Annotated in this window: 21 protein-coding genes; 14 read left to right on the top strand and 7 right to left on the bottom strand. The window is 42.8% G+C overall.

All coding sequences use genetic code 11. The features are described 5' to 3' along the window. Positions 1 to 39: 39 nt before the first annotated feature. The gene (locus ACQ76V_RS08555; protein ID WP_441000069.1) at positions 40 to 513 is read right to left on the bottom strand and encodes a DinB family protein; all 474 of its coding nucleotides are present in this window, start codon (positions 511 to 513) and stop codon (positions 40 to 42) included. A 371-nt stretch (positions 514 to 884) separates the two neighbouring features. On the opposite strand from ACQ76V_RS08555, the gene ACQ76V_RS08550 reads away from it, so the two are divergent. Both ACQ76V_RS08550 and ACQ76V_RS08545 read left to right on the top strand, forming a co-directional pair. Further along, a complete protein-coding gene (locus ACQ76V_RS08550) occupies positions 885 to 1,295 on the top strand; it encodes a helix-turn-helix domain-containing protein (RefSeq protein ID WP_441000068.1) in 411 nt (136 codons plus the stop codon). A 90-nt stretch (positions 1,296 to 1,385) separates the two neighbouring features. After that, positions 1,386 to 1,679: a hypothetical protein gene (locus ACQ76V_RS08545; RefSeq protein ID WP_441000067.1), complete on the top strand. Its 294-nt coding sequence runs from the start codon at positions 1,386 to 1,388 to the stop codon at positions 1,677 to 1,679. A gap of 60 nt (positions 1,680 to 1,739) precedes the next feature. Here the strand turns inward: ACQ76V_RS08545 and ACQ76V_RS08540 are convergent, their stop codons facing one another. Next, positions 1,740 to 2,312 (bottom strand): NUDIX domain-containing protein, encoded by a 573-nt coding sequence (locus ACQ76V_RS08540; protein ID WP_441000066.1) that lies wholly within the window; start codon positions 2,310 to 2,312, stop codon positions 1,740 to 1,742. An 80-nt stretch (positions 2,313 to 2,392) separates the two neighbouring features. On the opposite strand from ACQ76V_RS08540, the gene ACQ76V_RS08535 reads away from it, so the two are divergent. The 5 genes from ACQ76V_RS08535 (at position 2,393) to ACQ76V_RS08515 (ending at position 8,000) form a co-directional block, all read left to right on the top strand. After that, positions 2,393 to 2,983, top strand: a complete 591-nt coding sequence (locus tag ACQ76V_RS08535) for a CDP-alcohol phosphatidyltransferase family protein (RefSeq protein ID WP_441000065.1) — start codon at positions 2,393 to 2,395, stop codon at positions 2,981 to 2,983. A gap of 79 nt (positions 2,984 to 3,062) precedes the next feature. Beyond that, positions 3,063 to 4,016: a signal recognition particle-docking protein FtsY gene (gene ftsY, locus ACQ76V_RS08530; protein ID WP_441000064.1), complete on the top strand. Its 954-nt coding sequence runs from the start codon at positions 3,063 to 3,065 to the stop codon at positions 4,014 to 4,016. Positions 4,017 to 4,152: 136 nt separating this feature from the next. Continuing rightward, positions 4,153 to 4,284 carry a hypothetical protein gene (locus ACQ76V_RS08525; RefSeq protein WP_441000063.1) on the top strand — a complete coding sequence of 44 codons (132 nt, stop codon included), beginning with the start codon at positions 4,153 to 4,155 and terminating at the stop codon, positions 4,282 to 4,284. Positions 4,285 to 4,355: 71 nt separating this feature from the next. After that, positions 4,356 to 4,733 (top strand): CHAT domain-containing protein, encoded by a 378-nt coding sequence (locus tag ACQ76V_RS08520; RefSeq protein WP_441000158.1) that lies wholly within the window; start codon positions 4,356 to 4,358, stop codon positions 4,731 to 4,733. A gap of 354 nt (positions 4,734 to 5,087) precedes the next feature. After that, positions 5,088 to 8,000 (top strand): CHAT domain-containing protein, encoded by a 2,913-nt coding sequence (locus tag ACQ76V_RS08515; protein WP_441000062.1) that lies wholly within the window; start codon positions 5,088 to 5,090, stop codon positions 7,998 to 8,000. A gap of 57 nt (positions 8,001 to 8,057) precedes the next feature. Here the strand turns inward: ACQ76V_RS08515 and ACQ76V_RS08510 are convergent, their stop codons facing one another. Further along, positions 8,058 to 9,758, bottom strand: a complete 1,701-nt coding sequence (locus ACQ76V_RS08510; protein WP_441000061.1) for a M20/M25/M40 family metallo-hydrolase — start codon at positions 9,756 to 9,758, stop codon at positions 8,058 to 8,060. A 28-nt stretch (positions 9,759 to 9,786) separates the two neighbouring features. Beyond that, the gene (locus ACQ76V_RS08505) at positions 9,787 to 10,542 is read right to left on the bottom strand and encodes a segregation and condensation protein A (RefSeq protein ID WP_441000060.1); all 756 of its coding nucleotides are present in this window, start codon (positions 10,540 to 10,542) and stop codon (positions 9,787 to 9,789) included. Between the two features lie 156 nt (positions 10,543 to 10,698). On the opposite strand from ACQ76V_RS08505, the gene ACQ76V_RS08500 reads away from it, so the two are divergent. The 5 genes from ACQ76V_RS08500 (at position 10,699) to metK (ending at position 16,433) form a co-directional block, all read left to right on the top strand. Then, the gene (locus ACQ76V_RS08500; RefSeq protein ID WP_441000059.1) at positions 10,699 to 11,244 is read left to right on the top strand and encodes an RNA polymerase sigma factor; all 546 of its coding nucleotides are present in this window, start codon (positions 10,699 to 10,701) and stop codon (positions 11,242 to 11,244) included. Between the two features lie 102 nt (positions 11,245 to 11,346). Next, a complete protein-coding gene (locus ACQ76V_RS08495) occupies positions 11,347 to 12,147 on the top strand; it encodes a tetratricopeptide repeat protein (RefSeq protein ID WP_441000058.1) in 801 nt (266 codons plus the stop codon). Positions 12,148 to 12,236: 89 nt separating this feature from the next. Beyond that, positions 12,237 to 13,250 (top strand): Holliday junction branch migration DNA helicase RuvB, encoded by a 1,014-nt coding sequence (gene ruvB, locus ACQ76V_RS08490; RefSeq protein ID WP_441000057.1) that lies wholly within the window; start codon positions 12,237 to 12,239, stop codon positions 13,248 to 13,250. A 156-nt stretch (positions 13,251 to 13,406) separates the two neighbouring features. Continuing rightward, positions 13,407 to 15,125, top strand: a complete 1,719-nt coding sequence (locus ACQ76V_RS08485; protein WP_441000056.1) for a fasciclin domain-containing protein — start codon at positions 13,407 to 13,409, stop codon at positions 15,123 to 15,125. 159 nt (positions 15,126 to 15,284) lie between these two features. Then, a complete protein-coding gene (gene metK / locus ACQ76V_RS08480; RefSeq protein WP_441000055.1) occupies positions 15,285 to 16,433 on the top strand; it encodes a methionine adenosyltransferase in 1,149 nt (382 codons plus the stop codon). A 102-nt stretch (positions 16,434 to 16,535) separates the two neighbouring features. On the opposite strand, the gene ACQ76V_RS08475 is transcribed toward metK, so the two are convergent. The 3 genes from ACQ76V_RS08475 to ACQ76V_RS08465 all read right to left on the bottom strand — a co-directional run bounded on the left by ACQ76V_RS08475 (position 16,536) and on the right by ACQ76V_RS08465 (position 21,274). Continuing rightward, positions 16,536 to 17,225: a DUF748 domain-containing protein gene (locus ACQ76V_RS08475; RefSeq protein WP_441000054.1), complete on the bottom strand. Its 690-nt coding sequence runs from the start codon at positions 17,223 to 17,225 to the stop codon at positions 16,536 to 16,538. Positions 17,226 to 17,352: 127 nt separating this feature from the next. Continuing rightward, entirely contained in the window at positions 17,353 to 19,965 is a 2,613-nt protein-coding gene (locus ACQ76V_RS08470; protein WP_441000053.1) for a M14 family metallopeptidase, read from the bottom strand. A gap of 169 nt (positions 19,966 to 20,134) precedes the next feature. Continuing rightward, complete coding sequence (locus ACQ76V_RS08465) at positions 20,135 to 21,274, bottom strand: baeRF7 domain-containing protein (RefSeq protein WP_441000052.1); 1,140 nt, start codon at positions 21,272 to 21,274, stop codon at positions 20,135 to 20,137. Positions 21,275 to 21,426: 152 nt separating this feature from the next. Between ACQ76V_RS08465 and ACQ76V_RS08460 the strand changes: the two genes are divergently transcribed. Together ACQ76V_RS08460 and ACQ76V_RS08455 are read left to right on the top strand one after the other, a co-directional pair. Further along, the gene (locus ACQ76V_RS08460) at positions 21,427 to 22,617 is read left to right on the top strand and encodes an RtcB family protein (protein WP_441000051.1); all 1,191 of its coding nucleotides are present in this window, start codon (positions 21,427 to 21,429) and stop codon (positions 22,615 to 22,617) included. A 111-nt stretch (positions 22,618 to 22,728) separates the two neighbouring features. Then, entirely contained in the window at positions 22,729 to 24,042 is a 1,314-nt protein-coding gene (locus tag ACQ76V_RS08455; protein WP_441000050.1) for an Nramp family divalent metal transporter, read from the top strand. Positions 24,043 to 24,045: the final 3 nt, after the last annotated feature.

Below are 24,045 nucleotides of genomic sequence, written 5' to 3'. Positions count from 1 at the left end.
CATTAGTTTAATCATTCTCATAAATTGATATACGATTAATCACCAACTACCAAGCAACCGTCGAATCAACACAATTTGACCTATGTGGTACGCATTATGGTCAACGATGAGCATCGCCTCTCTAAATAATGTTTGTCCATCACCATGTGGAAAAGTTTGCTGTAAGTCGTTTTCGGGATCACGGATGAGCTCGCGCATTTCTTCAATACCATCCTGCACAGCTTGTACCGATTCCTCAAACCGTTCTTTGCTTTTAGGTTCTGATTCTTCGGGCCAATAGTCATCAGGCCAGTCAAGCGCTTCATAATCAGGATTCTTGCAGAACTCCAGAATATCATCCTGTGCAATACGGATATGTTCAATAAACTCCCAAATAGTGTGGGGAACACCCTCAACCCGAATACCGGCTTGTTTATAGGTAAGACCCTGAACCGCCTGATAAAAATCAACATGGGCGTTCTTACCCGCAAGTTGCTCAAGTAATAACGATCGAACTGATTTATCTGATCCCATATTTAGGTGGTCGATTTCTAAATTCTTAAGGCTATTAATGTAATAACCACAACGCAAAAGTTCTGCTTTTGTAAAAGGATAGATTAAGTGTATCGAAACTGAATGGAGGGAAAAGAAAAATGGGGAATTAATACAGAGAAGAGGCGTTAAAATAGTTAAAGCCCTGCGTTTGCAGAGCTCTTTTTCAATCAACTATTTATAATATACCGGAATTACCCCATACGGAACAAGTCTTTTTCCCATAGCCCCTCTAATAGACAAGTAATCTATAACTAATAATAAATAAACTTTATCTAATAGATAATTGTTATTAGGTTTCAGTCGGACTGATTAGATATTTAATACTTAATATTTAACTTTTATTGTGCTTTATGCCCAAGCAAGTTGGTAACCTAACACTTTATTCCGTCGATGATCTGCATGAACAACTGGGGCTCAGTAAAATGACGATTCGAGCTTATCTGAGAGAAGGTAAAATTCGTGCCCGCAAGCTTGGAGTTAAGTGGTACGTAACTGAAGAGGCTTTGCGAGAATACTTTAATGAACCTGCTTCCGGAGACTCTAAATCACCCAAGAAGAAACCCAAAAACTACCGTTATGTCGTAAAAGGAATCAACGATTTAGTTAGCGAACAGGAAGAATGTGAAACTGTTGATGAAACCATTGAGTGTATTCAAGAACAAGCTATCATAAGTCTCTTTCAGGTTGCTATTATTGATCGCGAAACTGATGAAGTGACCGAGCTTATTAAAGCTCGCGATTTTCTTGATCGGTATAGTTAATAGAATGTATCAACTTTAGATAATGGGTATTCATCAAAAAGAGATGTATGTTTGACTTCTAAGTAATAATTGTTAAATCAGAAATATTTTATGCTTAAAAAAGACGATACCAAGCTCGAGATTTTTGGATTTGGTGACGATGACAATGACGAAGATACTTTTTATTGCCTGGTCAATACCACGAAAAGTCCCGATGGCATTGACTTGGAAAAACTCTCCATGGCTGACCCCAGAAAGTTTGATGAAGTGCTAAATGAAATGGGTTGCGTTCTGTTGCTGCGGGGCGATGAGGTAGAAGAACTTATAAACCGTGGAGATATAACTGATACTAACCTGCATAAATCATTGTACGATCTGGCGGTGGATGAAGGGATTATCGATTAATTGGGTTAAAGCAATCAGAAATCAGTAAAAAAACAAGAAGCAAATGGGTAACAGGGGCACTTAACCATCCACCGAAAATGACCCCTCTTGCTGCCACCAGTGCCAGGCCCGCAGGATAGCGACCATCGTTTTTCCATCAGATATTTCCCCGCTGTGTACCATCTCAACGGCCGTTTGAAAAGGCAAGCGTTCCTTAATTAAGAACTCATCGTCATCCACCTGTTGCTCAAATGAAGTAATATTCCATGCGGTATAAAGATGGATGATTTCATCCGAATACCCAATACCGGGATAATAATGTCCAATATATTGAAATTGTTGGCACGTTAATCCGGATTCTTCCTTAAGCTCGCGCCGAGCCGTGGTTCCGGCTTCTTCATTCGGATCAATTTTTCCGGCAGGAACCTCATAAAATATTTGCGACATTGGGTACCGAAACTGCTTTACCAGCATAACGTCTCCGTTTTCAAAAACAGGCACTACCGCAGATGCTCCGGGATGCTTAATCCATTCCCGAGTTGAGGTTGTTCCATCGGGTAGGGCAACCTCATCAAAGTAAACGTGAAGCAGTCGCCCGCTGAAAACTTTTTGAGAGGTAAGTTGGCGTTCAACAAGTTTATCAGAATCGTACATAGAAAATTTTTTATGTATCTTTTAAGCTGTTCAGTAGAGACAGAATACAAGGCAAATAATAAGAAAGAATTTAGTTTCCATTGTCAGAAACCTTTAACATAGATCACAAACAGATAGACGTTAAGCAGGACCTGTTTACATGGTCGAACCTCATTTCGCTGTCGCGTATTTTAGTTGCCCTTCCTATTGTTTACCTGCATTACACCAATGGACAACAAATTACCTGGCTCATCACGGCCCTTGTAATATACGGCATTGTATCAGATTATTTGGATGGATTTGTAGCCCGAATCACAAACCAAGTTTCAGAGTGGGGTAAAATCCTTGATCCCGTTGCCGACAAATTTTGTGCTTTTTTACTGTTTCTCTACGCTACCTATATCGACATGATTCCCCTCTGGTTTTTCCTGCTTGAAATCGGCCGAGATGCCATTATCGTGATCGGATCCGCTTTCATTCAGCACATGCGCGGCAAAGTGGCCATGGCCGTAATGTCGGGCAAAATCAGCATTAATGTATTGGGATTATACTGGATCGCTGCTTTCTTTTTTCCACAGGAAATAGAAGTGCAATTTATGCTGATGGGCGCCTCACTGGCCCTTATGTTTTACTCCTTCTTTGATTATCTTCATCGGTTCAACCTCATTCGCAAAGGCGTGGAGTTTAACTGAGAACTACTGTTTTACCTGCATAGCAAAAGGTCCTGAAATAAGTTTAGGATAACATGAATGTTTAAATACGACGTATACCATGGGTTTTTTAGAAAAAATTGGTCTTAAAAAAAAGGAGAAAGTTGAAAAGGGTGTTGAAAAAAGCCGCTCCGGCATCATGAAAAAGATCGGCAAGGCTATTGCCGGTAAAGATACAGTCGATGCTGCTGTGCTCGACGAGCTGGAAGAGATTTTAATTACTTCTGATGTCGGCGTTTCAACCACGCTCGAAATTATTGATCGTATCGAAAAGCGCGTTGCCGAAGATAAATACCTGAACAGCGATGAACTGCAGCGGATTCTGCGCGAGGAAATCATTGCTCTGCTTAAAGATCATGCGCCCGACAAACCCGCTGAATTCGATGCCGAATTTCCTCAAAAACCTCATATTGTAATGGTTGTTGGTGTAAACGGAGTGGGAAAAACGACCTCCATCGGCAAGTTAGCCCATCTTTATAAAAAAGCTGGCAAAAAAGTGATGCTGGGTGCTGCGGATACCTTTCGGGCTGCAGCTGTCGATCAACTGAAAATATGGAGCGAACGTGCCGGTGTCCCCATTATTCAACAGGGACAAAATGCCGACCCCGCTGCCGTGGCATACGATACGGTTGAATCTGCCAAGGCAAAAGATGCCGATATTGCTTTAGTGGATACCGCTGGGCGGCTGCACAACAAAAAGTCGCTGATGAATGAGCTGGCAAAAATAAAACGAGTTATGGGTAAAGTAGTGGAGGGAGCTCCACACGAGGTGTTGCTGGTACTTGATGCATCTACCGGACAAAATGCCATGCAGCAAGCCAAAGCCTTTACCGATTTTGTGAATATAACCGGACTCGTACTCACCAAGCTGGACGGCACGGCAAAAGGGGGAATCGTTATTGGTATCTCAAACGAATTGGATGTTCCCGTTAAGTATATCGGCGTTGGGGAAGAGATCGAAGACCTACAGGTATTTGATCGAGAGCTTTTTGTAAATTCTATGTTTAAAGAATAATACCTGTTTTTTAGCAAAACAGATATCGTATTCCCATCCCATTTTTTTTGCCTTTTATGTTTTTAGCTATTAGTGATACCATTGTTCAAAAGGGCATTCCATAGCCCATCCTCTTATAATAGCTGTTATAAAAACGGTGAAGATCACGTATCGCAGTATTTTATTATCTGTTTTTCTATTGCTTACTCCATTGTTGGGATGGGGACAAGATCGCATAGATGAGGTTTCTGATGGGGAAAGGTTCTTGCAAAAGGGGGATTCGCTGTAACATGCTGCTCGATACGATTCCTCAACCTATTTTTATCAACAGGCAGCTGATTTTTTAAAGATCGGTCCAACATAAAAGACCAACGCAACGCGCTCTTTCAAATCAGTTTAAACGAAGCCGACCAGGGCGATCAGGAAGATGGTACGTTATACGCATCGGAGATTTATAATCTGCAGCTGCAAGCTGATCTTGTTACACTCAGTGCCTGCAATACAGGCATGGGTAAGCTTAAGAAAGGAGAAGGTATCATTGGTCTCAGTCGCGCCTTCCAATATGCAGGAGCCCAAAACTTGCTGGTCTCTCTTTGGAGGGTAAACGACCGATCAACGGCCCATTTGATGCGTACCTTTTATACTCAGCGTAAAGAAGGCGCTATGATGCCGATAGCATTACAAAAAGCTAAACAAATCATGATCGACGGAGCTGAATATGCACATCCCAAATATTAGGCACCCTTTGTTTATATAGGCCAATAAAAAAGCCATGTCTAAATAAAAGACATGGCTGAAAAATAATTGCAGCGTTTACTTACGTAACACTACCGGTATCATCGTCATCTTCAGTTCCACCACCAGACGTATCCGGGTCGGGCATGGTCAACGAAAATTGGTTCAGTTTTGAATCAAACATAATGATCTCCTGATTTATTTTTGGTTAATTGTGAACGCCCCTCCCTAATGAAGAAGCTCCATAATATTTTATAATTAAGATACAACGGCAAACTTTTTACCTTTTGCCAGATTCTGTGTATATATTCAAGCGGTTTAGGGTATCTAACAAAAAGTTGGGATAATACTTCTTATATGCATCGGTTGGTGATCTACGTAGGGTTATTTTTGCTTGTTCCTTTATCGGCGTGGGGACAAAGCATACAGCTGGCCGACTCCCTATATCAACAGGGCAGGGAATACGATCAAGAAGGGAAAATGGCGGAATCGGAATTCTACTACCGGGAATCCTACAATTTATACCGGCAGTTCCAGGATACGGCCTCTTGGCTAAAGGCTGGCAAAGAATACGGCAGCGCCATGGTATATCGCTCCAAGAATGACCAGGCAATGGAACTCTACAAGAAGCTGCTAAATGTAGATCATCCGGCCAATGACACCTACAACCGTGGTGATTTATATACTAGTATGGGATGGTCGTCCAACAGGATCGGGAAAACAGAACAAGCCGAAAAATATTACAATAAGGCTTTGCCATTAGCCCAAGAGTCGGGCGACAGTCTACTCATTGGCACGGTCTATAATAACTTAGGTAGCCTCAACAACCGCAAAGGCAACATCTCCAAATCCCTGGAATATTACGAAGAAGCCCTTAACTATTATGCCAATGATCGTTATAGAGCAACAGCGCTATCTAACATTGGCTCAATATATTATGATTTATCCCTTTACGATCGTGCTCTGGAATATGCCAACAGGAGTTTAAAACTTCGTGAAAAAATTGGCAGTGTTTATTTATTAGCCTATGGATATAATCAGATTGGAATTATGCAAAGTAATTTGGGTAACCACGATCAGGCTTTGGTAGCTTACAAAAAAAGTTTGGATTACAGCCAGCAAGCCTCCACGCCCAACCTCACGTCTTCTATCCTTAACAATCTGGGCCTTCTCTATAAAAGACTAAACGAATATGGCACGGCCATTGATTATTACCAACAAAGTTTAACTATCGGTGAAGAATATTCGGGGCCCCGTTCTATCGCTACCACAGTAAATAATATTGGGCAACTCTATTTTAACCAAGACAAAACAAAAGAAGCTATACAATACTATCGCAGGGCACTTAAAATTCGGGAGCAGAACGGAAATAATCGAGATATTGCTTCATCGCTAAACTCTATGCTCCGGTTAACGATTGATCAAGAAGATTTTGAGCAAGCTACCACCTATGCCAACCGACTTAAAGCCATGGGCGATTCTACTGACAGTTACGATATGTTACAGAAGGCTTCTACCTATTTTGGACGAATTAACCGTGCGCAAAATCATGACAAGGAAGCTCTCATACATTTCAAAACAGCCTATAATCACAGCCAGTATTTGTCACCTCGTCGTCAGCTTACGCCCCTTAAAGACTTGGCCCAGCAGTATCACGAAATTGGCTCCGACAGCGCCATTTTCTATGGACAAAAGGCTATTGATATTATTGAGCAACATCGCTCCAACGCTGGAGCTCTTTCAGCTCTCAAGTCGGGCTATTTTGGCAAGCATTCCGACTTTTACACCAAGGTAGCATCGTGGGTGTTAACCTATACCTCGGATGTTGCCCGAGCATACAAATTGGTTGAACAGGCAAAGGCCCGGGCACTCAGTGATGAGCTAGCATCAGCCTCGCAAAATATTGAAGAACAACTGCCCGAAAAAGTCCGTCTCGAACGCAATCAGAAACGAAACCAGATTGATCAGCTTTACAGTCAGCTAGAAAGTACCGTAAATGCTCAAAAACAAAAAGAACTGCGAAAAAAAATACGGGATGCCGAACTTGACTATGCCTCCTATGAAAATGAATTGCATAGTAACCATCCTCGGCTAAAATCACTGCAATCTCCCGAACCGATCAGTCTTCAACAGGCCCAAAACAGCGTTGACGAGCAAACCGCCATCCTCGAATACGCACTGGCCGGTAACGAGCTGTTGGCTTTTATGATCAGCAGTGATAATGTGCGTGTTGAAACGATATCATTGTCGGGTAATACTGATGAGCTTGCTACAGAGCTGACGACCATGGTGACTGATTTTAAGGATGCTATTCTTTCAAGCGCTTCGCGTACACGATTGCGGTCGCAATCTACGGCTTTATATAATTTTCTCTTACAACCTTTTGAGAATGATCTAGAAGACTATTCAAATCTAACTATCGTCCCCGATGGTGCACTTGCCTACCTCCCGTTTGAGGCCATCTCACAGGGCGATCAGTACTTGATAGAAAACTACAATATCAAGTACGTGCCTTCTCTTACCAGTCTTACGCTCTTGAAAGAACCCGAATCATTATCCCGAAAAGATTTACTGGCCGTTGCGGGATCTGATTTTGTCCGTAATAATGAACACAATTTACAACGGGGCAATCTGAGCAATCTCCCGTCCACACTTATTGAGGTTGATTCCATTGCCACACATTTTCAAAATGCTTCTATTCTAAAAGATGAACAGGTATCTGAGGGAACACTTAAACATTTACTACAGCAAAACAATTACCAATATGTTCATCTGGCAACACATGGAATCATTGACGAAAATCAACCTAATCGCAGCGGATTAGCACTTTCTACCAACAGCGAGATTTCGGCTTCCGCTACCGAGGATGGCATGCTTCGCAGCTCCGAAATTTTTGGGATGAATATCAATTCAGATATGGTGGTCCTTAGTGCCTGTAATACGGGACTTGGCAAAATGGTTAATGGTGAGGGGATGCTGGGCATGCAGCGCTCTTTTTTCTATGCCGGCAGCTCAACGGTTGTAGTAAGTCTTTGGAATGTATACGATCGGTCAACGGCCTCATTCATGAACGAGTTTTACAAATCCCTTCTTCAACAAGACACTACCAAGGGCTGGATCGATAGTGCCCTGCAATGGGTTGGTTGGGAACAGTCCATTCCCTTTGGATCCAAAGCCAAGGCGATGCGCGAAGCCAAACTCAAGATGATTAAACACCCCCTATTCAATCATCCCGTATATTGGTCTCCTTTTATTGTGGTGGGGCGATAGAGGTACATTAAGAATGCCCAAACGCTTAAAGTACAGATTGTATATGCCTGTTGCTGCCTAATTATCACTTTTCGTAATCTCAATAAACTGCTGATTATCAACGGCAGGAGGGTTATCAGCATTAGCAATCATTACAGTTGTTGCATACATCGTCCGTAGAATACTTGCCATTTTTTCAAAGCGGATTTTATGTACTTCATCCGAAGGACGGTGATAATCCTCATGAACGCCCGTAAAGAAAAAGGCAAAGGGCACCTGTTTTCGGCCAAAATGCCAGTGGTCACTGCGACGATAAAACTGTTGGGGGTCATTCAGGTCGTTATACCTTTTGTTAAGCTCTATTTCACCGGACCTTTCATTAGCCGCCTTAATCAGGCTATCCAGATCCGAAGAAATGAGTTCCGCACCAATAATATAGGCATACTTTTCAACGTCTTTGCTTTTGTGCGTAGAATCGATGCGGCCAATCATGTCGGTATTTAGATTGGCGACCGTTTTATCCATTGGGAATGCCGGATGGTCAGAGTAGTATCGCGATCCAAGCAATCCTTTTTCCTCACCGGAAACATTTAAAAAAAGGATACTTCGCTTGGGTTTTATTCCATCGTCTTTAGCCCTTGAGAAGGCTTTGGCAATATTCAAAAGGCCAATGGTTCCACTACCGTCATCATCTGCACCATTATAAATACGGTCACCGGTAGAATCCGGTTCGCCAATTCCCACGTGGTCGTAGTGCGAAGTCAGCACAACGACTTCATCTTTTAGTTCCGGATCACTGCCCTCAAGAAAAGCTAAAACATTTCTGGAGTTCAGTGTTTCTTGGGATGAATAGGGGATCTGCGTTAAGTCATAGTTCAACTGCTTGGGCTGAAACTCGGTAATAGTACTGACCAGCTTTTGGCGATAATCAGTCAGCTCTTTCACAGACTTCAATCCCAATAACTGTGCAGCCAATTCCGGTTTCACAACATTATATCCACCACTAAATCCACTCGAAGAACCTCCATTATTATTCCGATAGGCCAAACTCATGCGACCGGTTTCTCCAAAGCTGTCCTGCATTTTTTTTGCAATCGCATCAAACTCTTGGGGCGCACTTGCCGGAACAACCAAAATACCCGCTGCGTCCTGACGCATAACCATTTGAAATCGTGTCCGGGCATCGATTTTGGGATCGATAAGTGTATCCCCATCTGCAAGATTTGGAATATCTCGAAATACCATCACCCACTTATCTTTTAGATTAATACTATCCAGATGGGCCACTCCACGTTCCTGATCGTTAACACCAAATCCCGCAAAAATAATTTGCCCTTTTAGGCTATCCTGACCACCAAATAATCGTGCAAAATTTGCCGTTTGATTGGAACGGGCTACCGAACGATTAATTCGTTCTCTTTTATTCTCACTTTTTTCAAAAAGCTCAAAAACAATGCTATCACTTTTGGACGCATGAAGCTTAAAATTCTGGAAGTAACTGCCATTATCTCCAACCGGTTTTAATCCCAGCTGTTTATACTCATCGGCCAGATACCGAGCAGCTATTTTCTCGGATATCGTGCCTGTTTCACGTCCCTTCATAGAATCATGAGCAAAAGCCGTTAGATGCGGCTTCAAATAATCCTCGGATATCTCAGTTTGAAAACCCAATAACTGCTCTGTATCAGAAAGCGATGCCGTAGATTGTTCCAGGCTGGACGGACCAGACCCTGCACAACCGACAATAAATATCAACAATCCAATTGTTACAGATTTCAAGTACATCTTCATAAAAACACTGCTTTTTTTATTGATTGGTTTCGGGAGTGCCGATAATTTCATCCACGGGCTTTAAATCAAGGTAAAACGCCGTTGGATCATCATTTTCTACATACAAGTTGATCTGTCGCTCCTTAAGCATTTCTAAAACGGCTAAAAAAGTGACCACTATTTTTGTCATGTTTTTAAGCTCTCGGCACATCGTTTTAAAAGAAGTACGTCCATTTTGTTGCAGGCAATCCAACACATACTCGCTCTGCTCTTCAATGGTATATTCTATCTTTTCTACATGATGTATGCTTTCCTGCTTTTTGATATCAGCTAATACCTTCTTGAAGGCTGCCATCAAATCAAACATGGTTACATCCTGCAGGGCTTCACCGCTGGCCTGTTTGTCTACCTGATCGGCCTCGGGATTTCCCCGAAAGTAGGACTTTTGGGCCTCTTCAGCCACATTCTCCATCTTTCCTGCCATCTCTTTATAACGCTTATATTCGAGCAGCCGTTGCACCAATTCATACCGGGGATCCTGCTCATCAAGCGCCTCATCAGACTCCTCTTGCGGAAGCATCATTTTGGCCTTTATCGACATCAGCATGCTGGCCATCAGGATAAATTCGCTGGCAACATCTAAATCCAGTTCCTCCATCAAACTGATATATTCCAAAAACTGGTTGGTAATGTAGGAGATGGGAATATCGTAGATATCAAGCTCATCACGTTTTATAAAAAATAGAAGCAGGTCAAGAGGACCTTCAAAATTTTTTAATTGAACTCGATACATTAACCACCGTTCAGATTTGGGCTTCCCTGATATATCTTTCTAATGGGATAAAAAGGAATTATTTATAGCTTTTCTACTCAAAGTTAATGTAACTGTTGTTTATTGCCTAACTTTTTATAGTTTTTACATCAACATTGGCTTTTTGAATTATTGGTTATGGATTACGCAAATTTAGTATCAGCCGTACAAGAGAATAACAATCAAGAGGCAAACAAAATCATCGAGGCGCTCAGGCCAAGGTTAATAGCATTTCTACGTATTCACATGAATGCAAGCCAGGCCGATGCAGAGGATTGTGCACAAGATTCTTTGCTTACCTCGCTTGAGGTGATCAAGAAAGATAGACTGAACAACCCTGATCAGGTGGTATCGTATATTTTGTCAGTCTGTAGAAACAATTATCTCAAAATGCAGAATAAGAAACGTCCCGAAGCAACTGATGAAATTCCTGATGATCATCAACAAGCTCCAACCCAACTACAGTCGTTGTTGGATGAAGAACAAGAACGCTTGCTCGAGTGGTGCCTCAATCAACTTAAAGAAAAGTATCAGAAGTTTATGCAGTACTGGTTTGACCACCCTGATTCTCATGCCAAAAAAGTGGCACAACACTTTGATATCAGCGTTAATAACGTTTGGACTCGAAAACATCGGCTTATTCAAAAACTTAACGAATGCTACCAAAAAAAGAGCAAATTATAATGTAAGGATTGGCTTTCTCAAAGGTCTTACTTACAGACCTTGAGAAAGCAAGTAGGTTAATACCATTTTAAGCACGTAAACCACACTTTGAACATGAACAAAATGTCAAGAGACATAGAGTTGGAACAAAAAATTGATGCCTATATTAATGGCAAGCTGTCCGAGGAGGAATCCCAGCAGCTTTGGGAGGAACTCCTTCAGCGTCCCAACTATATTGAGCTTTTGAAAACGGAGTTGGGCGTCAAAGCTATTCTTGAAAAACGTTCTTCCAAAGATAATACCTCTTCCGCCGAAGAAAGTAGCATAATTTATTCCATTCAGCGTTCCTGGAAATGGATGGCAGCCGCTGCTGCAGTAGCTCTATTGGTTGTTTCGATAAACTTCTTTCAATTTGATACAAATACATCATTGCAAGATGAGGTGCCGAGCCAATTTAATCTGGCAGATAACCTTTCTTCAGCTGAAGTATTTCGTAATCAAAAAAGCGAAATAATACCGGCCGACTCACTTCTTAACCGAGGCTTCGAAGCCGCTCTTTCCGGAGATATTTCAAAGGCGATAGCTACCTACGATAAAATAATTGACCAGCACGGTGACAAGCCTACTGCTACGAACGCTTATCTAAATAAAGGAATCATACAGTATAATAGCGGAAGTTTCGGTGAGTCAATCGAATCATTTCAGGCCGTTATACAAAGAGAAACAAAAAGAGATGTTTTAGAAGAGAAAGCTTATTGGTATATGGGCAATGCCTACATCAATATTGAACAGTTGGAAAAAGCGCGGGACGCTATCCATAAGGTATATTCGATGGATGGTATTTATCGTAAGCCTTCTTTCAGACTGCTTAAAAAACTGGATTACAAATTAGGGAATATTGATTTTGATAACCTCGAAGAATAGATGAAAGAAGGAGAATAAGCTTTCGAAACTTTGCAAATAATGAGTTAATTTACTTGCCATAAAGTCGGTTAACTCATTCCATACTTATTTTGCAAAATCCACTGTTAGACGCTTCTGATAATGACCAAGAGTTTGAACGCTCGTTACGTCCAACCCATATTAGCGAGTTTATTGGACAAAAGAAGGTTATTCAAAATCTTTCGGTTTTTATTGAAGCAGCACAAAAACGTAACGAGGCCTTAGATCACGTTATTCTTTCGGGCCCTCCCGGCTTGGGAAAAACGACGCTGGCTCACATTATTGCAAATGAAATGGGGGTTCAAATTAAACCCACCACCGGTCCTGTTCTCGAAAAGCCTGGTGACCTGGCCGGCATGCTTACCAATCTTGATGAGGGCGATGTCCTTTTTATTGATGAAATCCACCGACTGAATCCGGTTGTGGAAGAGTACTTATATTCAGCTATGGAAGATTACCAGCTGGATATTGTCATCGATTCGGGCCCCAATGCCCGCAGTATCCAAATTGAACTTAACCGCTTTACGTTGGTGGGAGCAACTACCCGAAAGGGACTCCTTACCGCACCATTACGTGCTCGCTTTGGTATCGATATGCGGTTAGACTATTACGATGTTGAACTATTGCAGCGCATTGCCCTTCGCACCGCCAGTATTTTAGGGATGGGCATTACCGATACCGGGGCACATGAAATTGCTCGTCGTAGTCGCGGTACTCCAAGAATTGTTAATAAATTATTGCGACGTACTCGCGATTTTGCCCAGGTAAAAGATATGGATACCATCAATGATGAAATTGCTGATACTGCTCTAAATGCCCTTGATGTCGACCAGAATGGCTTGGATGAAATGGACATCCGTATTTTAAAAGCTATTATCGAAAATTATGAGGGCGGCCCGGTAGGGTTAGGGACATTAGGCGTTGCCGTTGGTGAAGATAAAGGGACTATCGAAGAAGTTTACGAACCATACTTAATTAAGGAAGGCTTCCTCCAGCGAACACCAAAGGGAAGAATAGCCACCCGCCAAGCCTTTGAGTATTTAGGGGTAAACCCTGACAAAAAAGATGGGGATTTATTTAATTAGGTATATAGAAAAATTGATTACTAACATTACTCATATCTCTTCCGTTCATTTAAAACATTAAATTATTTAAATACATATATTTAATATTTTAGGGAACCATTGTGCCCATATATGTGATTAAAGAATATCACAATCCTTAATTAATCACATATCACAATGAAAACAACAACTCACAATCCTTTATTAAAACTTAGAACATTTTTGTTCAATAGTTTTATTGCCGTTCTATTAGTTTTTACGCTACAGGCCTGCGGCAACGATGATGATGGCCCAACCAATCCACCTAATGAAACCGGTAACATCGTGGAAGTTGCTCAATCCAATGACAACTTCAGCACTCTTGTTTCCGCTTTAAGTGACGCTGGATTGGTATCTGCCCTTGAAGGAACAGGACCATTTACGGTCTTTGCTCCTACCAACGATGCTTTTACTAATGTAGACCTCAGTGGTCTTACTGAAGAACAACTTGCCGAAATACTTCAGTATCATGTCGTTTCAGGCAATATTGCCTCTGGCGATCTGAACCCACCACAATCTGCAGAAGCTCTTGCGGGTGGGGATCTTTTTATCACTTCAGTTGATGGCAACGTAACCATTAACGACAACGCAACCGTCGTTAATGCCGATATCGAAGCCTCCAATGGGGTCATTCATGCTGTTGACCAAGTTTTACTACCTGATGGATATCTTGATGTAGTCGGACTGGTCGCTAAGCGATATAATTTGCAGTCGCTGGAAGATGCTGTAGTAGGTGCCGGATTGGCCAGCACGCTGCAGGATGATCAAGCAAGCTATACGGTATTTGCTCCTTCCAACGCAGCATTCAGCGAAGTGGATCTATCCGGGCTGTCTGAGCAAGAAATTCAAGATATCTTAACATACCATGTACTTGATTCAGAAGTACTCTCCGGAGACCTTCAGCCAGCACAGGTCGTAGAAACGGTTAACGGAACCGAGTTAACTATCGAGGCCGCCGACGGCACGGTAACACTTACCGACAATTCCGGGCAAATGTACGAAGTAACGGAGGCCGATATTCAAGGTACCAATGGTGTTGTTCATATTATTGACGGAGTTCTTAATCCTGCACCCAATATTGTTGATGTAGCTGTTGCTAACGGTAATTTTACTACACTTGTTAGCGCTCTTCAACAAACAGGCTTGGATCAAGACCTTCAGACCGCTGGTCCGTTTACTGTGTTCGCACCAACTGATGATGCCTTCTCCGGTGTTGATGTCAGTAGTCTTACTGACGAACAGCTTGCAGAAATACTTCAATATCACGTTGTATCTGGGAATATTGCTTCAGGTGACCTAACTCCTCCTCAAACTGCTGAGGCCTTGGCCGGTGGTAATCTATTTATTACTGCGGCAAACGGGGAGGTAATGATCAATGACAATGCCTCTGTTACCATACCCGATGTTGGGGCTTCCAATGGTATAATTCATGTAATAAATCAGGTATTATTGCCTGATGCTTATCAAGATGTGGTCGGCATCATATCTAAGCGGTATAACCTGCAATCACTTGAGGAGGCTGTTGTTAGTGCCGGATTGGCCAGCACGCTCCAAGGAGACGGACCGTTTACAGTTTTTGCTCCCACTAATGATGCTTTTGCCAATGCTGATCTCTCGGGGTATAACGTCGAAGATGTGTTAACCTATCATGTACTTCCTACCGAAGTACTTTCCGGGGATATTTCTTCTGGCACGGTGACGACAGTAAACGGTGCAGATTTAGAAATCACGGTTAACAATGATGGCAGCGTCTCATTGACAGATCAAGCCAGTAATACATATAACGTTACTACGGTTGACTTGCAGGGTACCAATGGAGTGGTACACCTCATTGATGGCGTACTGCTTCCCAGCTAATTAACTTAGGTAAGCTTATTTTACCAATAGTCCAGAAAAGCCGTGCTCTCATAACGAGAGTGCGGCTTTTTCTATTGGTAGATCATTCTGCATAATTACACATATTTTTGTAGCTTCAAGGCTTCTAAATAATCACTATTTACACGAACTTTTTTTCCAATGAAAAACCTTTTCACTTCCGAATCTGTATCAGAAGGTCATCCGGACAAAGTTGCTGATCAAATCTCTGATTCCATCCTCGATTCCATGCTCGAACAAGATCCCAACTCTCGGGTAGCTGTCGAGACACTGGTTACAACGGGACTTGCCGTTATTTCCGGCGAAGTTACAACCGATGCCTATGTGGATGTACAAGAGATCACTCGCGATGTCATTCGCAATATCGGTTACACCAAAAATTCGTATCGGTTCGATTCGGAATCTTGTGGCGTTTTGACAACCATCCATCAGCAAAGCCCAGATATTGCTCAGGGCGTCGACGAAGGAAAGGACAAAAAAATGGGTGCCGGCGACCAGGGCATGATGTTTGGTTATGCTACGGATGAAACCGATACCTACATGCCTATGACGCTGCAATATTCTCATGATTTGCTGCGCGAACTGGCACATATCCGCAAAGAAACAGCTCTGCTCCCATATCTTGCTCCCGACAGTAAGAGTCAGGTTACGGTTGAATACGATAATGAAGGAAATCCCAAAAGAGTGGATACGATTGTAATCTCCACCCAACATGACGAAGGGGTTGACCAAGCTAAAATCAAAACGGATTTAAAAAAGCATCTTATTCCGGAAGTTATTCCCGAAGAACTAATGGATGCCGAAACTATTCTCCATGTAAATCCTACCGGTAAGTTTGTGATTGGGGGACCCCATGGAGATACCGGTTTGACGGGCCGAAAAATTATTGTTGATACCTATGGCGGTCGCGGTGCTCACGGCGGTGGGGCTTTCTCCGGTAAGGATCCATCTAAGGTAGATCGCAGCGCAGCCTATGCATCACGACATATTGCCAAGAATGTTGTTGCCGCTGATCTTGCCGAAGAATGTCTCATACAACTCGCTTATGCTATTGGTATCCCCGAGCCGGTTTCGGTTAATGTGAATACCTACGGAACTGGAAAAGTAAAGGATGCCGAATTAGCTCAAGCTATTCAACAGACCTTTGACTTAACCCCGTCGGGCATTATCAGTCGTTTTAACCTAAAACGACCCATATACTCTAAAACAGCTGCCTATGGGCATTTTGGACGCAATGAGTTTCCCTGGGAGAAGTTGGACTACACTGATAAACTGACTAATGCACTATAAAGATTAGGATTCAAGCTTTTTAAAAGTGCTTACTTACAAAAAAGAGACATCTCGAATACAGATGTCTCTTTTTTATTTTGTATAAGGAGGAAGGGAAACCTATTATCCATCGAGCATATCTTGCAGGGCCTCTTTTGCTTTATCCATTAAACCCTGAGTTGCTGCTTCTTGCAAGGCCTTTTCCAAAACAGGTTTAAGTATCTGCTGTATCGTCTGCTCCATGGTATTGTTGCCGGTGCGCCCAATCCCCTTCATTTCTATGCTGGAAAATTCGGCCACTACGGATTTTCTGTCACCAATATCCGCCGTTAATGTAACCTTGCCATTTTCTACAAACAGATAATCAACGATAAGATTGGTATCTGATGAAGACGATCCTCCCATATTTTCGGTCAGCGCATCAAAATTATTACCGCTGGCTTTTTTCTCAAAATAAAGTTCTGGCTTCTGTATTCGGATTTCATCCACAATTATAGTATCCGAAAAGAAAGAAGATAATCTCATCTTAAGACTTATCAGTTCCAGCTTGGCAGCAGGTTTCTCGCTAAAGCCTTCCGGATTATCAATCGTAAATCCCTTTATGGTTCCAGAACCATTCAAGAGAGATATTGAAACATCTTCAATAGCAACCGACGTATTAAGCACCTCTGACGTGCTACTTTCCAGGCTGGATTGAACTATTTTATCAAGACTTAACGAAAGGATCAGCGCCCCTATGGCACCGACAATAATAATAGCAAATAACGCCTGAAAAACAGGTTTTAAATCTAATTTTGATTCAAACAAACTCATATGTCCCAACTCATTTTTTAGTTATTGGAATATAACAGGGTTCGATCAAAATATTTGAGAAAATAAAAAGGCATGGAAATAACTATTATTTCCATGCCTAAAGAAGTTAATATGCTATTGCCATCAATTAATTACCAGATCTACCATCAATTGTCTGGCCAAAAAAGATAGCATTCATAAACAGTTTGTTCGTACCAAACCAAAAGGCTCTAAAGTTGGGATTATCCGTCATTGAGATAACTCTTCCGCTTCCAACATCACTCACGACAACCGCTGCCGTCCCGGATAATTTTTCCAGGTTTTCATCTGAGATGTATCCACTGGCCAACGGATCTTCGGTATAATAAACTGGAGTGGCATACGGGTTATCAGCCTTCTTTAAGAAGAGCGTACTATTGCGGAAAACTGTCAAATCCTCATCATTATAGCCATAACCCAGTGGATGGGTTAAATCGAGCTTGGTATTAAAAATAGTGCCTCCGATATACTGCGCGCCGCGGGCATTACTCATATCGGCATACGCTTTGGGCGTTACCTCCTGCTCTTCTTCGGTTTCTTCATCATTGAGATACTCTATATTTGCCAACCCATTTTGCTTGGCCCACCTGTTGGCATATTTTGTAGTTATGAGCGTTCCGCCGTTTTGAGTCCATCGTTTAATCTTTTCAATAGCTCGATCAGATAACCCGTCATAACTACCATTTACCATCACAATTACATTATATCGACTTAGGTCAGCTCGTTCTACACGATCCATGGGGAAGAGCGTAGGCGGCATGGCAAACCGTTGGTCCAGGAGATGCCAGACTTCACCCACTTCATAGGAACTGGCCCCATCGCCTGAAAGCAACGCAACGTTTGGCTGTTCAAGACTCTCAAAAGATCCACTGCCCAAATCAATTCCGTTTGGCGTTAGTCCCGTGCCAACAGAATATACTGTCAGTCCATCTTCATCGGCAGCTTGTTGAACAAGCTTATGGATGTTGTCTTGATCTACCGGCTGAGGCCCCAAGGGCACCAAAATCGTTCCATAATCAAATTTATGAGTGCCATTAGCTGTAACTCCTGTAAATGGCTTGCTTGCAACTTTTAGGCGTACTCCCGCCTCAAGTAGACGATTTACCGCTCGCGGCGAATAATATTCATCCCATTCAAACACATAGGCATAATCACTTTTGCCGCCCAGTACTTCGCCGCTGGGGAACTGCGGTAATCCATCTACTTTATTACCGAGAAGATCATCGCTGTAATCACGACCTTCCAGTTCAGCGAAGGGTAGGTTAAAAGCGTATGGCATTGTCCACGTCGAAACATCATAAAACAAGCTGTCTGTAAATGTGGTACGGCGCTCAAACAATGCTTTTACAAATCGATACTGGTTTTGATCTGATGGAATCATGTACGATGATCCACTTTGAAATGTCTTTCCATCAACCGTGATGTCCTTACTCAAATCATACAAATCTACTTTGTGACGCCGCAACAATTCTGCCAAATGATAGGTCCGGGCCTGGTCATCGTCAGTACCAAATACATATCCCTCAATATCGGCATCTTCACCGGCTTGCTTGGCCTGTTTATAAAAATTGCGCTGATAATTCAGAATCTCCTGCCGCAAATTCTGTGAGGCTTCCCAGGTCGAAAGCGAAGTCAAAAACTGATTCTTTATCGTAAAGGGAAACTTCAATACCCCGTGCTCGCTTTCCTGGGCATGTCCGCGTGAGCTGGCCTGTTCAAACAAAATTCCGATACTTCCATTTACATCGGGATAGGTTGATCCTTTGCCATAATAGAAATCATCAAAACTCTCCTGTGAATAATAGAGCCGCTGGTTTTCATCCAGAATCTCAGCATGATAATCGGCAATTGCCTTCGTCAAGTTTTGGTTTTTTTTGGGTGTAATAGGATGGGTACGCGACTGTATGCCCGGCTGGAAAAAGAAGGTGGAGTTTGTACCCATCTCGTGATGATCCGTCAAAATATTGGGCTTCCACTTGTGAAAATTATCAATCCGTCCCTGGCTTTCGGGATGCTGTACCAACATCCAATCGCGGTTTAAATCAAACCAGTAGTGATTAGTGCGCGCGCTCGGCCAACGCTGGTTAAGCTCCATGCTATTGCGGTCATCCACCAGGTTTTTACTTTTATGCGTATTGGCCCAGCTCGCAAAACGATTTAATCCATCAGGGTTTAAGCTTGGATCCAGTAAAATTACGCTATTCTGCAACTTGTCTTCGATTTCCTTTCCTTGGGCTGCAGCCATATAATACGCCACCAGCATTGAGGCATTGGAACCACTCGATTCATCACCGTGGATACTGTATCCCATATACAACACAATGGGCATATCTGACGTGTTTATTTCATCAGACTTAGCCGGATCCGTAAGCGCTACATGCTCTTCTCTAATCTGATCAATATTTTGTTGATTGGAAGGAGAGGTGATAGTCAAATAAACCAAGTCTCGATCTTCGTACGATTCTCCAAACTTGTGAAGTGTTACCCGGTCGGATGCTTCAGCCACGGCATGCATATATTGCAGCAGCTGATCGTGACGAACATGCCATTCTCCCGGAACCATTCCCAAAACTTCTTGGGGCGTAGGGATAGATGCGTCGTACTCAACATCCTGCGGCAAATAGTACTCCATAGAAGCCTCGGCATCGGCGGGATTCTGTGCCTGCACACCGGTACCTATAAGCAAGGCCAATAGTGAAATAACAACTATGCGTAATTTCATAAACGGATTGTTTTTAAATTAAAAGAAGCGGTTTGTGCCTAAGTGTAAAGGTTATAAATGAAAAATGTTTTAAAAAATAAAAGGCATCGACCATTAAGCCGATGCCTTAAAAGATGTTATTAACCGGACAGAGTTTAGTTTACACTACTGCCCGATCTGAATAAGTTTGTTATGCATACCGAAATATAGCCGCAATTGAAGACCCATTGGGCATATCTTCTTTATCAAGCGCATATACATTGCCGCTTTGGGTGAGTGTTTTGATGGCAGCCATATTTATCAAATCATGTTCTCCGTTTTTGGGACCCGTGCTGTGGTGCACAGTATCGCGTTCCATATCGAACCAACCCCAACTGTGTTCTCCTATAGGTACAAATAGTGATTCGATTTTACCATAGTAGGCCGCTTCTACAATTTGAGATAAATTATCGGACTGTTTCTCAGACCCAGAAAGATCGCCGAACCGTTCCATATCTTCATACATATCTTTTAAGAAGTACGATCTTATAATGTCCCAACCCTCATCTTTTATTTCCGTATTTTTCTTAGGATCCGGGTTCTCCAATATGGCTTCATCCATAAGCCTGCTATAGCTATTTACTTTCCGGTATTCGGCCACAGCTTCATTCACCCCGGCCAAAATCAGAGGATCATTTCGCTTACGCAGGATAGAAGTCACTTCATTTTCAACCGTCTTCAAATAATTTATAACCTCCTCGGTATTGGTATCGCGCGATCCACCTTGACCATGAAAAATTGCCTGGGCATTAGCGCCTTGACCGGCATGGTGTTGGAGATTGTTTTCATAAACATCATACTTCAAAAACTCTTCCAAGCTATTGGGGGCTTCTTCGAGCTCAATCTCTTCAACATCTGCCCGTGTACATTTGAGAAGTCGCATTTTTTTCTGACTGAGTGCCAAAATACAGAACGTTCCTTCCAGGGAAATCATAGGTACCAACGGGGTAATCAGGAAGTGATCATCCACCATCACTCGTTCTTTAAATTCATGTGGAATGCGGTAATATTCAAACTCATCCTCACTTATAAATAACGCCAATCCCTTATCGTTATGCAGCCAAAACTGAGGTTTATCCAATAACTTTCTTGCCTCATCCAGCAACTTATCAATTTCTCTTTGCTTAACCTCTCTCTCTTTTAATTGCTCTGCAGCCTGTGTGAGCAAATTCTTTAACCGGATAGGATCTTGCTGCACCTCTTTACCTGTTTTGTGAGTGGGTAAATAAATAGATACACAATGGTTATTTTCTTTTTTAGCAAGTTCGAGGATGTCTTCACGCGTAATCATAGATACCTCCAATAATATTTAATTAACTCCCAGCTTGTTATTCTAAAAACAGTTTTTAGTATTTGAAGATTCAAAACGAACCAATTGTTTTAAAACTTGTTTCTGTTTTTTAAGCTAATAGTAGTATAACAAATAAAGCTGTAGATATTGCAATGGTTTCTCAATTAAACAAAGAAAAATCTGTCTTTGGTCAACCCGATAAAAATACGCTTGGACAATTTCATGACGTGCTGATGCGTGCCGAACGGGGTGCCCTTATGGCAGACGCGCACCTCGGATATATCATGCCTATTGGCGGAGTTATGGCATACCAGAATAAAGTCTCTCCTGTAGGTGTGGGGTTCGATATTGGATGTGGCAACATGGCTGTCAAACTGGATAAAACGCTCTCCACCTTTGATATTTCTGCTGCGTTAGATATCATCGAAGAGCGCATCCAATTCGGACTGGGCAAACAAAATTCTGATTCACCAACCGCCCATCCCATCTTTGATGCGCCGGAGTGGGATGCTTTTCCAGACAAAAGGATAGCCTCATCACTAAAACAAACGGCTCGTGAGCAACTGGGGACCGTTGGTTCAGGCAATCATTACCTAGATCTGTTTCACGACGAAGATGATCATATCTGGATCGGAGTGCATTTCGGCAGTCGAGGCTTTGGCTATAAAACGGCGCAGGGATTTATGAACCTCTCACAAGGGAAAGAATGGAATGATAATTTTGAACAAAAAGAAGTGCTCCTTGATCTCGACACGCCGCTGGGGCAAGACTATTTCGGGGCTATGAATCTTGCCGGGCGCTACGCATATGCCGGCCGTGAATGGGTCTGCCATACACTGGCCAAGGCATTTGATGCTACCACCTTGGATGAAGTTCACAACAATCACAATTTTGCATGGAAAGAAGAACACGATGGTCAGGAATTGATTGTTGTTCGCAAAGGTGCTACTCCTGCATTCCCCGGCCAGCGTGGGTTTGTCGGCGGTAGTATGGGTGATATATCGGTTATCCTCGAAGGAATTGAATCAAAAAAAAGTAAAAAAGCCCTTTACTCGACCATACACGGTGCGGGACGAGTGATGTCACGTACGCAGGCGAAAGGTGACTACCGGGGACGTGATCTATCAAAATCTGCCATAAAACCCGACATGATTTATGACCGCCTGCAAAAAATAGGAGTGGAGCTACGCGGCGGCGGACTTGACGAGGCTCCCCAAGTGTACCGTCAGCTAAAAGACGTGCTGGAATATCATCAGGATACCATTCACATTCATCATTACCTCAATCCCATCGGAGTAGTTATGGACGGACCCGAGCAATTTGTCCCAAGTACCATAAAGTAACTCCTCCCCTTATCTGATTCACAGTGGAATAAACCATCTCTTTTTGTTTCATTTCCAATTTTCTTATTGTTCTTTTCAATTTGAAAAGTTTTCTAACCACAGATTTCTGTTATGGCTGAAGCATCACAACCTGCTGTGAGCAATAAGGGAGAGTATAAAAACCAAGATACAGATCGCTGGCAAGGAATAAAGCAGAGTTTAGGCCCCGGGCTGTTGATGGCTGCGGCAGCTATCGGAGTTTCACATCTTGTACAATCCACCCGTGCTGGTGCTACTTACGGCTTTGCCTTAGTTTGGGCTTTAGTTCTGGCTAATTTCTTTAAGTATCCTTTTTTGGAATATGGTCCGCGTTATGCCATTGCCACCGGCGAAAGTATGATTGATGGATATAATCGTCTTGGCAAATGGGCCATTGGCATTTTTGTGATTTTCACCCTGGGAACGATGTTTGCCGTTCAAGCCGCCGTAACCATCGTAAGTGCCAGCCTGGCTGCCGAACTTACCGGCATTGCCCTTACCCCTTTATCGTGGAGTGCCATACTGCTGGCCATCTGTATTGTTTTGCTTACTTCAGGGCAATATTCTGCGCTCGACGGTGCCATAAAATTAATCATGGTCGTACTTGCAGTATCAACAATCGTAGCATTGGGCGCTGCTCTCTTCCAGGGCGGACAGCACGAGGTTGCCAGCTACTATCCAAGTATCTGGAATGTGGCCGGTGTCTCCTTTTTAATTGCTTTAATGGGGTGGATGCCGATCCCAATAGATGCAGCAGCCTGGCATTCGCTGTGGACCTTAGAACGGGAAAAGCAAACCCAGTATCGTCCCAAGCTTAAAGAGTCACTGCTGGATTTTAATATCGGGTATATCGGGGCAGCGCTGCTGGCGTTAGGATTTCTCCTACTCGGTGCACTCGTCATGTACGGAAGCGGTGAAGAGTATGCCGGCAGTGGCGCAATCTTTGCCAACCAACTGCTGGGATTATACACCGAGAGTCTCGGTGATTGGCTCTATCCGGTAATCATCATCTGTGCTTTCACCACCATGTTCAGCACTACGCTCACCGTCACCGACGCCTACCCACGCGTCAGCCGTCGCATGCTGGAAGTCCTCATGCCAGACATCATGCAGGAGAAAGACAATCTTCGCGTTTATCGCATTCTTATTGTTGTCATTTCCCTGCTTTCGCTTGGCGTACTTTACTTTCTTGGCGATTCGTTTACCCTGATGGTTGATCTGGCAACCACCTTATCCTTTTTAACTGCGCCGGTTTTAGCGTACCTCAATTATAAGCTGGTAACTGCCGATCACATGCCAGAAGATTGCAAACCAAAACCCTGGCTTAAATGGCTTAGCTGGAGTGGATTGGTATTTTTGACCGGCTTTGCGCTGTTATATTTGTATTGGATCATCAGCTTTGGATAACTA

It is taken from the genome of Fodinibius sp. SL11 (assembly GCF_052060035.1).
In the GTDB taxonomy this organism is placed as follows: Bacteria; Bacteroidota; Rhodothermia; order Balneolales; family Balneolaceae; genus Fodinibius.
The sequence above is the reverse complement of the archived record's forward strand: the minus strand, read 5'-3'. Positions and strand labels throughout refer to the sequence as shown.

Excerpts from the sequence above, each read along its gene's own strand:
- ACQ76V_RS08505 (WP_441000060.1), bottom strand. The coding sequence starts at position 10,542 with ATGTATCGAGTTCAATTAAAAAATTTTGAAGGTCCTCTTGACCTGCTT.
- ACQ76V_RS08495 (WP_441000058.1), top strand. The coding sequence starts at position 11,347 with ATGTCAAGAGACATAGAGTTGGAACAAAAAATTGATGCCTATATTAAT.
- ACQ76V_RS08515 (WP_441000062.1), top strand. The coding sequence starts at position 5,088 with ATGCATCGGTTGGTGATCTACGTAGGGTTATTTTTGCTTGTTCCTTTA.
- ACQ76V_RS08470 (WP_441000053.1), bottom strand. The coding sequence starts at position 19,965 with ATGAAATTACGCATAGTTGTTATTTCACTATTGGCCTTGCTTATAGGT.
- ACQ76V_RS08555 (WP_441000069.1), bottom strand. The coding sequence starts at position 513 with ATGGGATCAGATAAATCAGTTCGATCGTTATTACTTGAGCAACTTGCG.
- ACQ76V_RS08545 (WP_441000067.1), top strand. The coding sequence starts at position 1,386 with ATGCTTAAAAAAGACGATACCAAGCTCGAGATTTTTGGATTTGGTGAC.
- ACQ76V_RS08540 (WP_441000066.1), bottom strand. The coding sequence starts at position 2,312 with ATGTACGATTCTGATAAACTTGTTGAACGCCAACTTACCTCTCAAAAA.
- ACQ76V_RS08475 (WP_441000054.1), bottom strand. The coding sequence starts at position 17,225 with ATGAGTTTGTTTGAATCAAAATTAGATTTAAAACCTGTTTTTCAGGCG.
- ACQ76V_RS08460 (WP_441000051.1), top strand. The coding sequence starts at position 21,427 with ATGGTTTCTCAATTAAACAAAGAAAAATCTGTCTTTGGTCAACCCGAT.
- ACQ76V_RS08455 (WP_441000050.1), top strand. The coding sequence starts at position 22,729 with ATGGCTGAAGCATCACAACCTGCTGTGAGCAATAAGGGAGAGTATAAA.
- metK (WP_441000055.1), top strand. The coding sequence starts at position 15,285 with ATGAAAAACCTTTTCACTTCCGAATCTGTATCAGAAGGTCATCCGGAC.
- ACQ76V_RS08465 (WP_441000052.1), bottom strand. The coding sequence starts at position 21,274 with ATGATTACGCGTGAAGACATCCTCGAACTTGCTAAAAAAGAAAATAAC.
- ACQ76V_RS08485 (WP_441000056.1), top strand. The coding sequence starts at position 13,407 with ATGAAAACAACAACTCACAATCCTTTATTAAAACTTAGAACATTTTTG.
- ACQ76V_RS08500 (WP_441000059.1), top strand. The coding sequence starts at position 10,699 with ATGGATTACGCAAATTTAGTATCAGCCGTACAAGAGAATAACAATCAA.
- ftsY (WP_441000064.1), top strand. The coding sequence starts at position 3,063 with ATGGGTTTTTTAGAAAAAATTGGTCTTAAAAAAAAGGAGAAAGTTGAA.
- ACQ76V_RS08550 (WP_441000068.1), top strand. The coding sequence starts at position 885 with ATGCCCAAGCAAGTTGGTAACCTAACACTTTATTCCGTCGATGATCTG.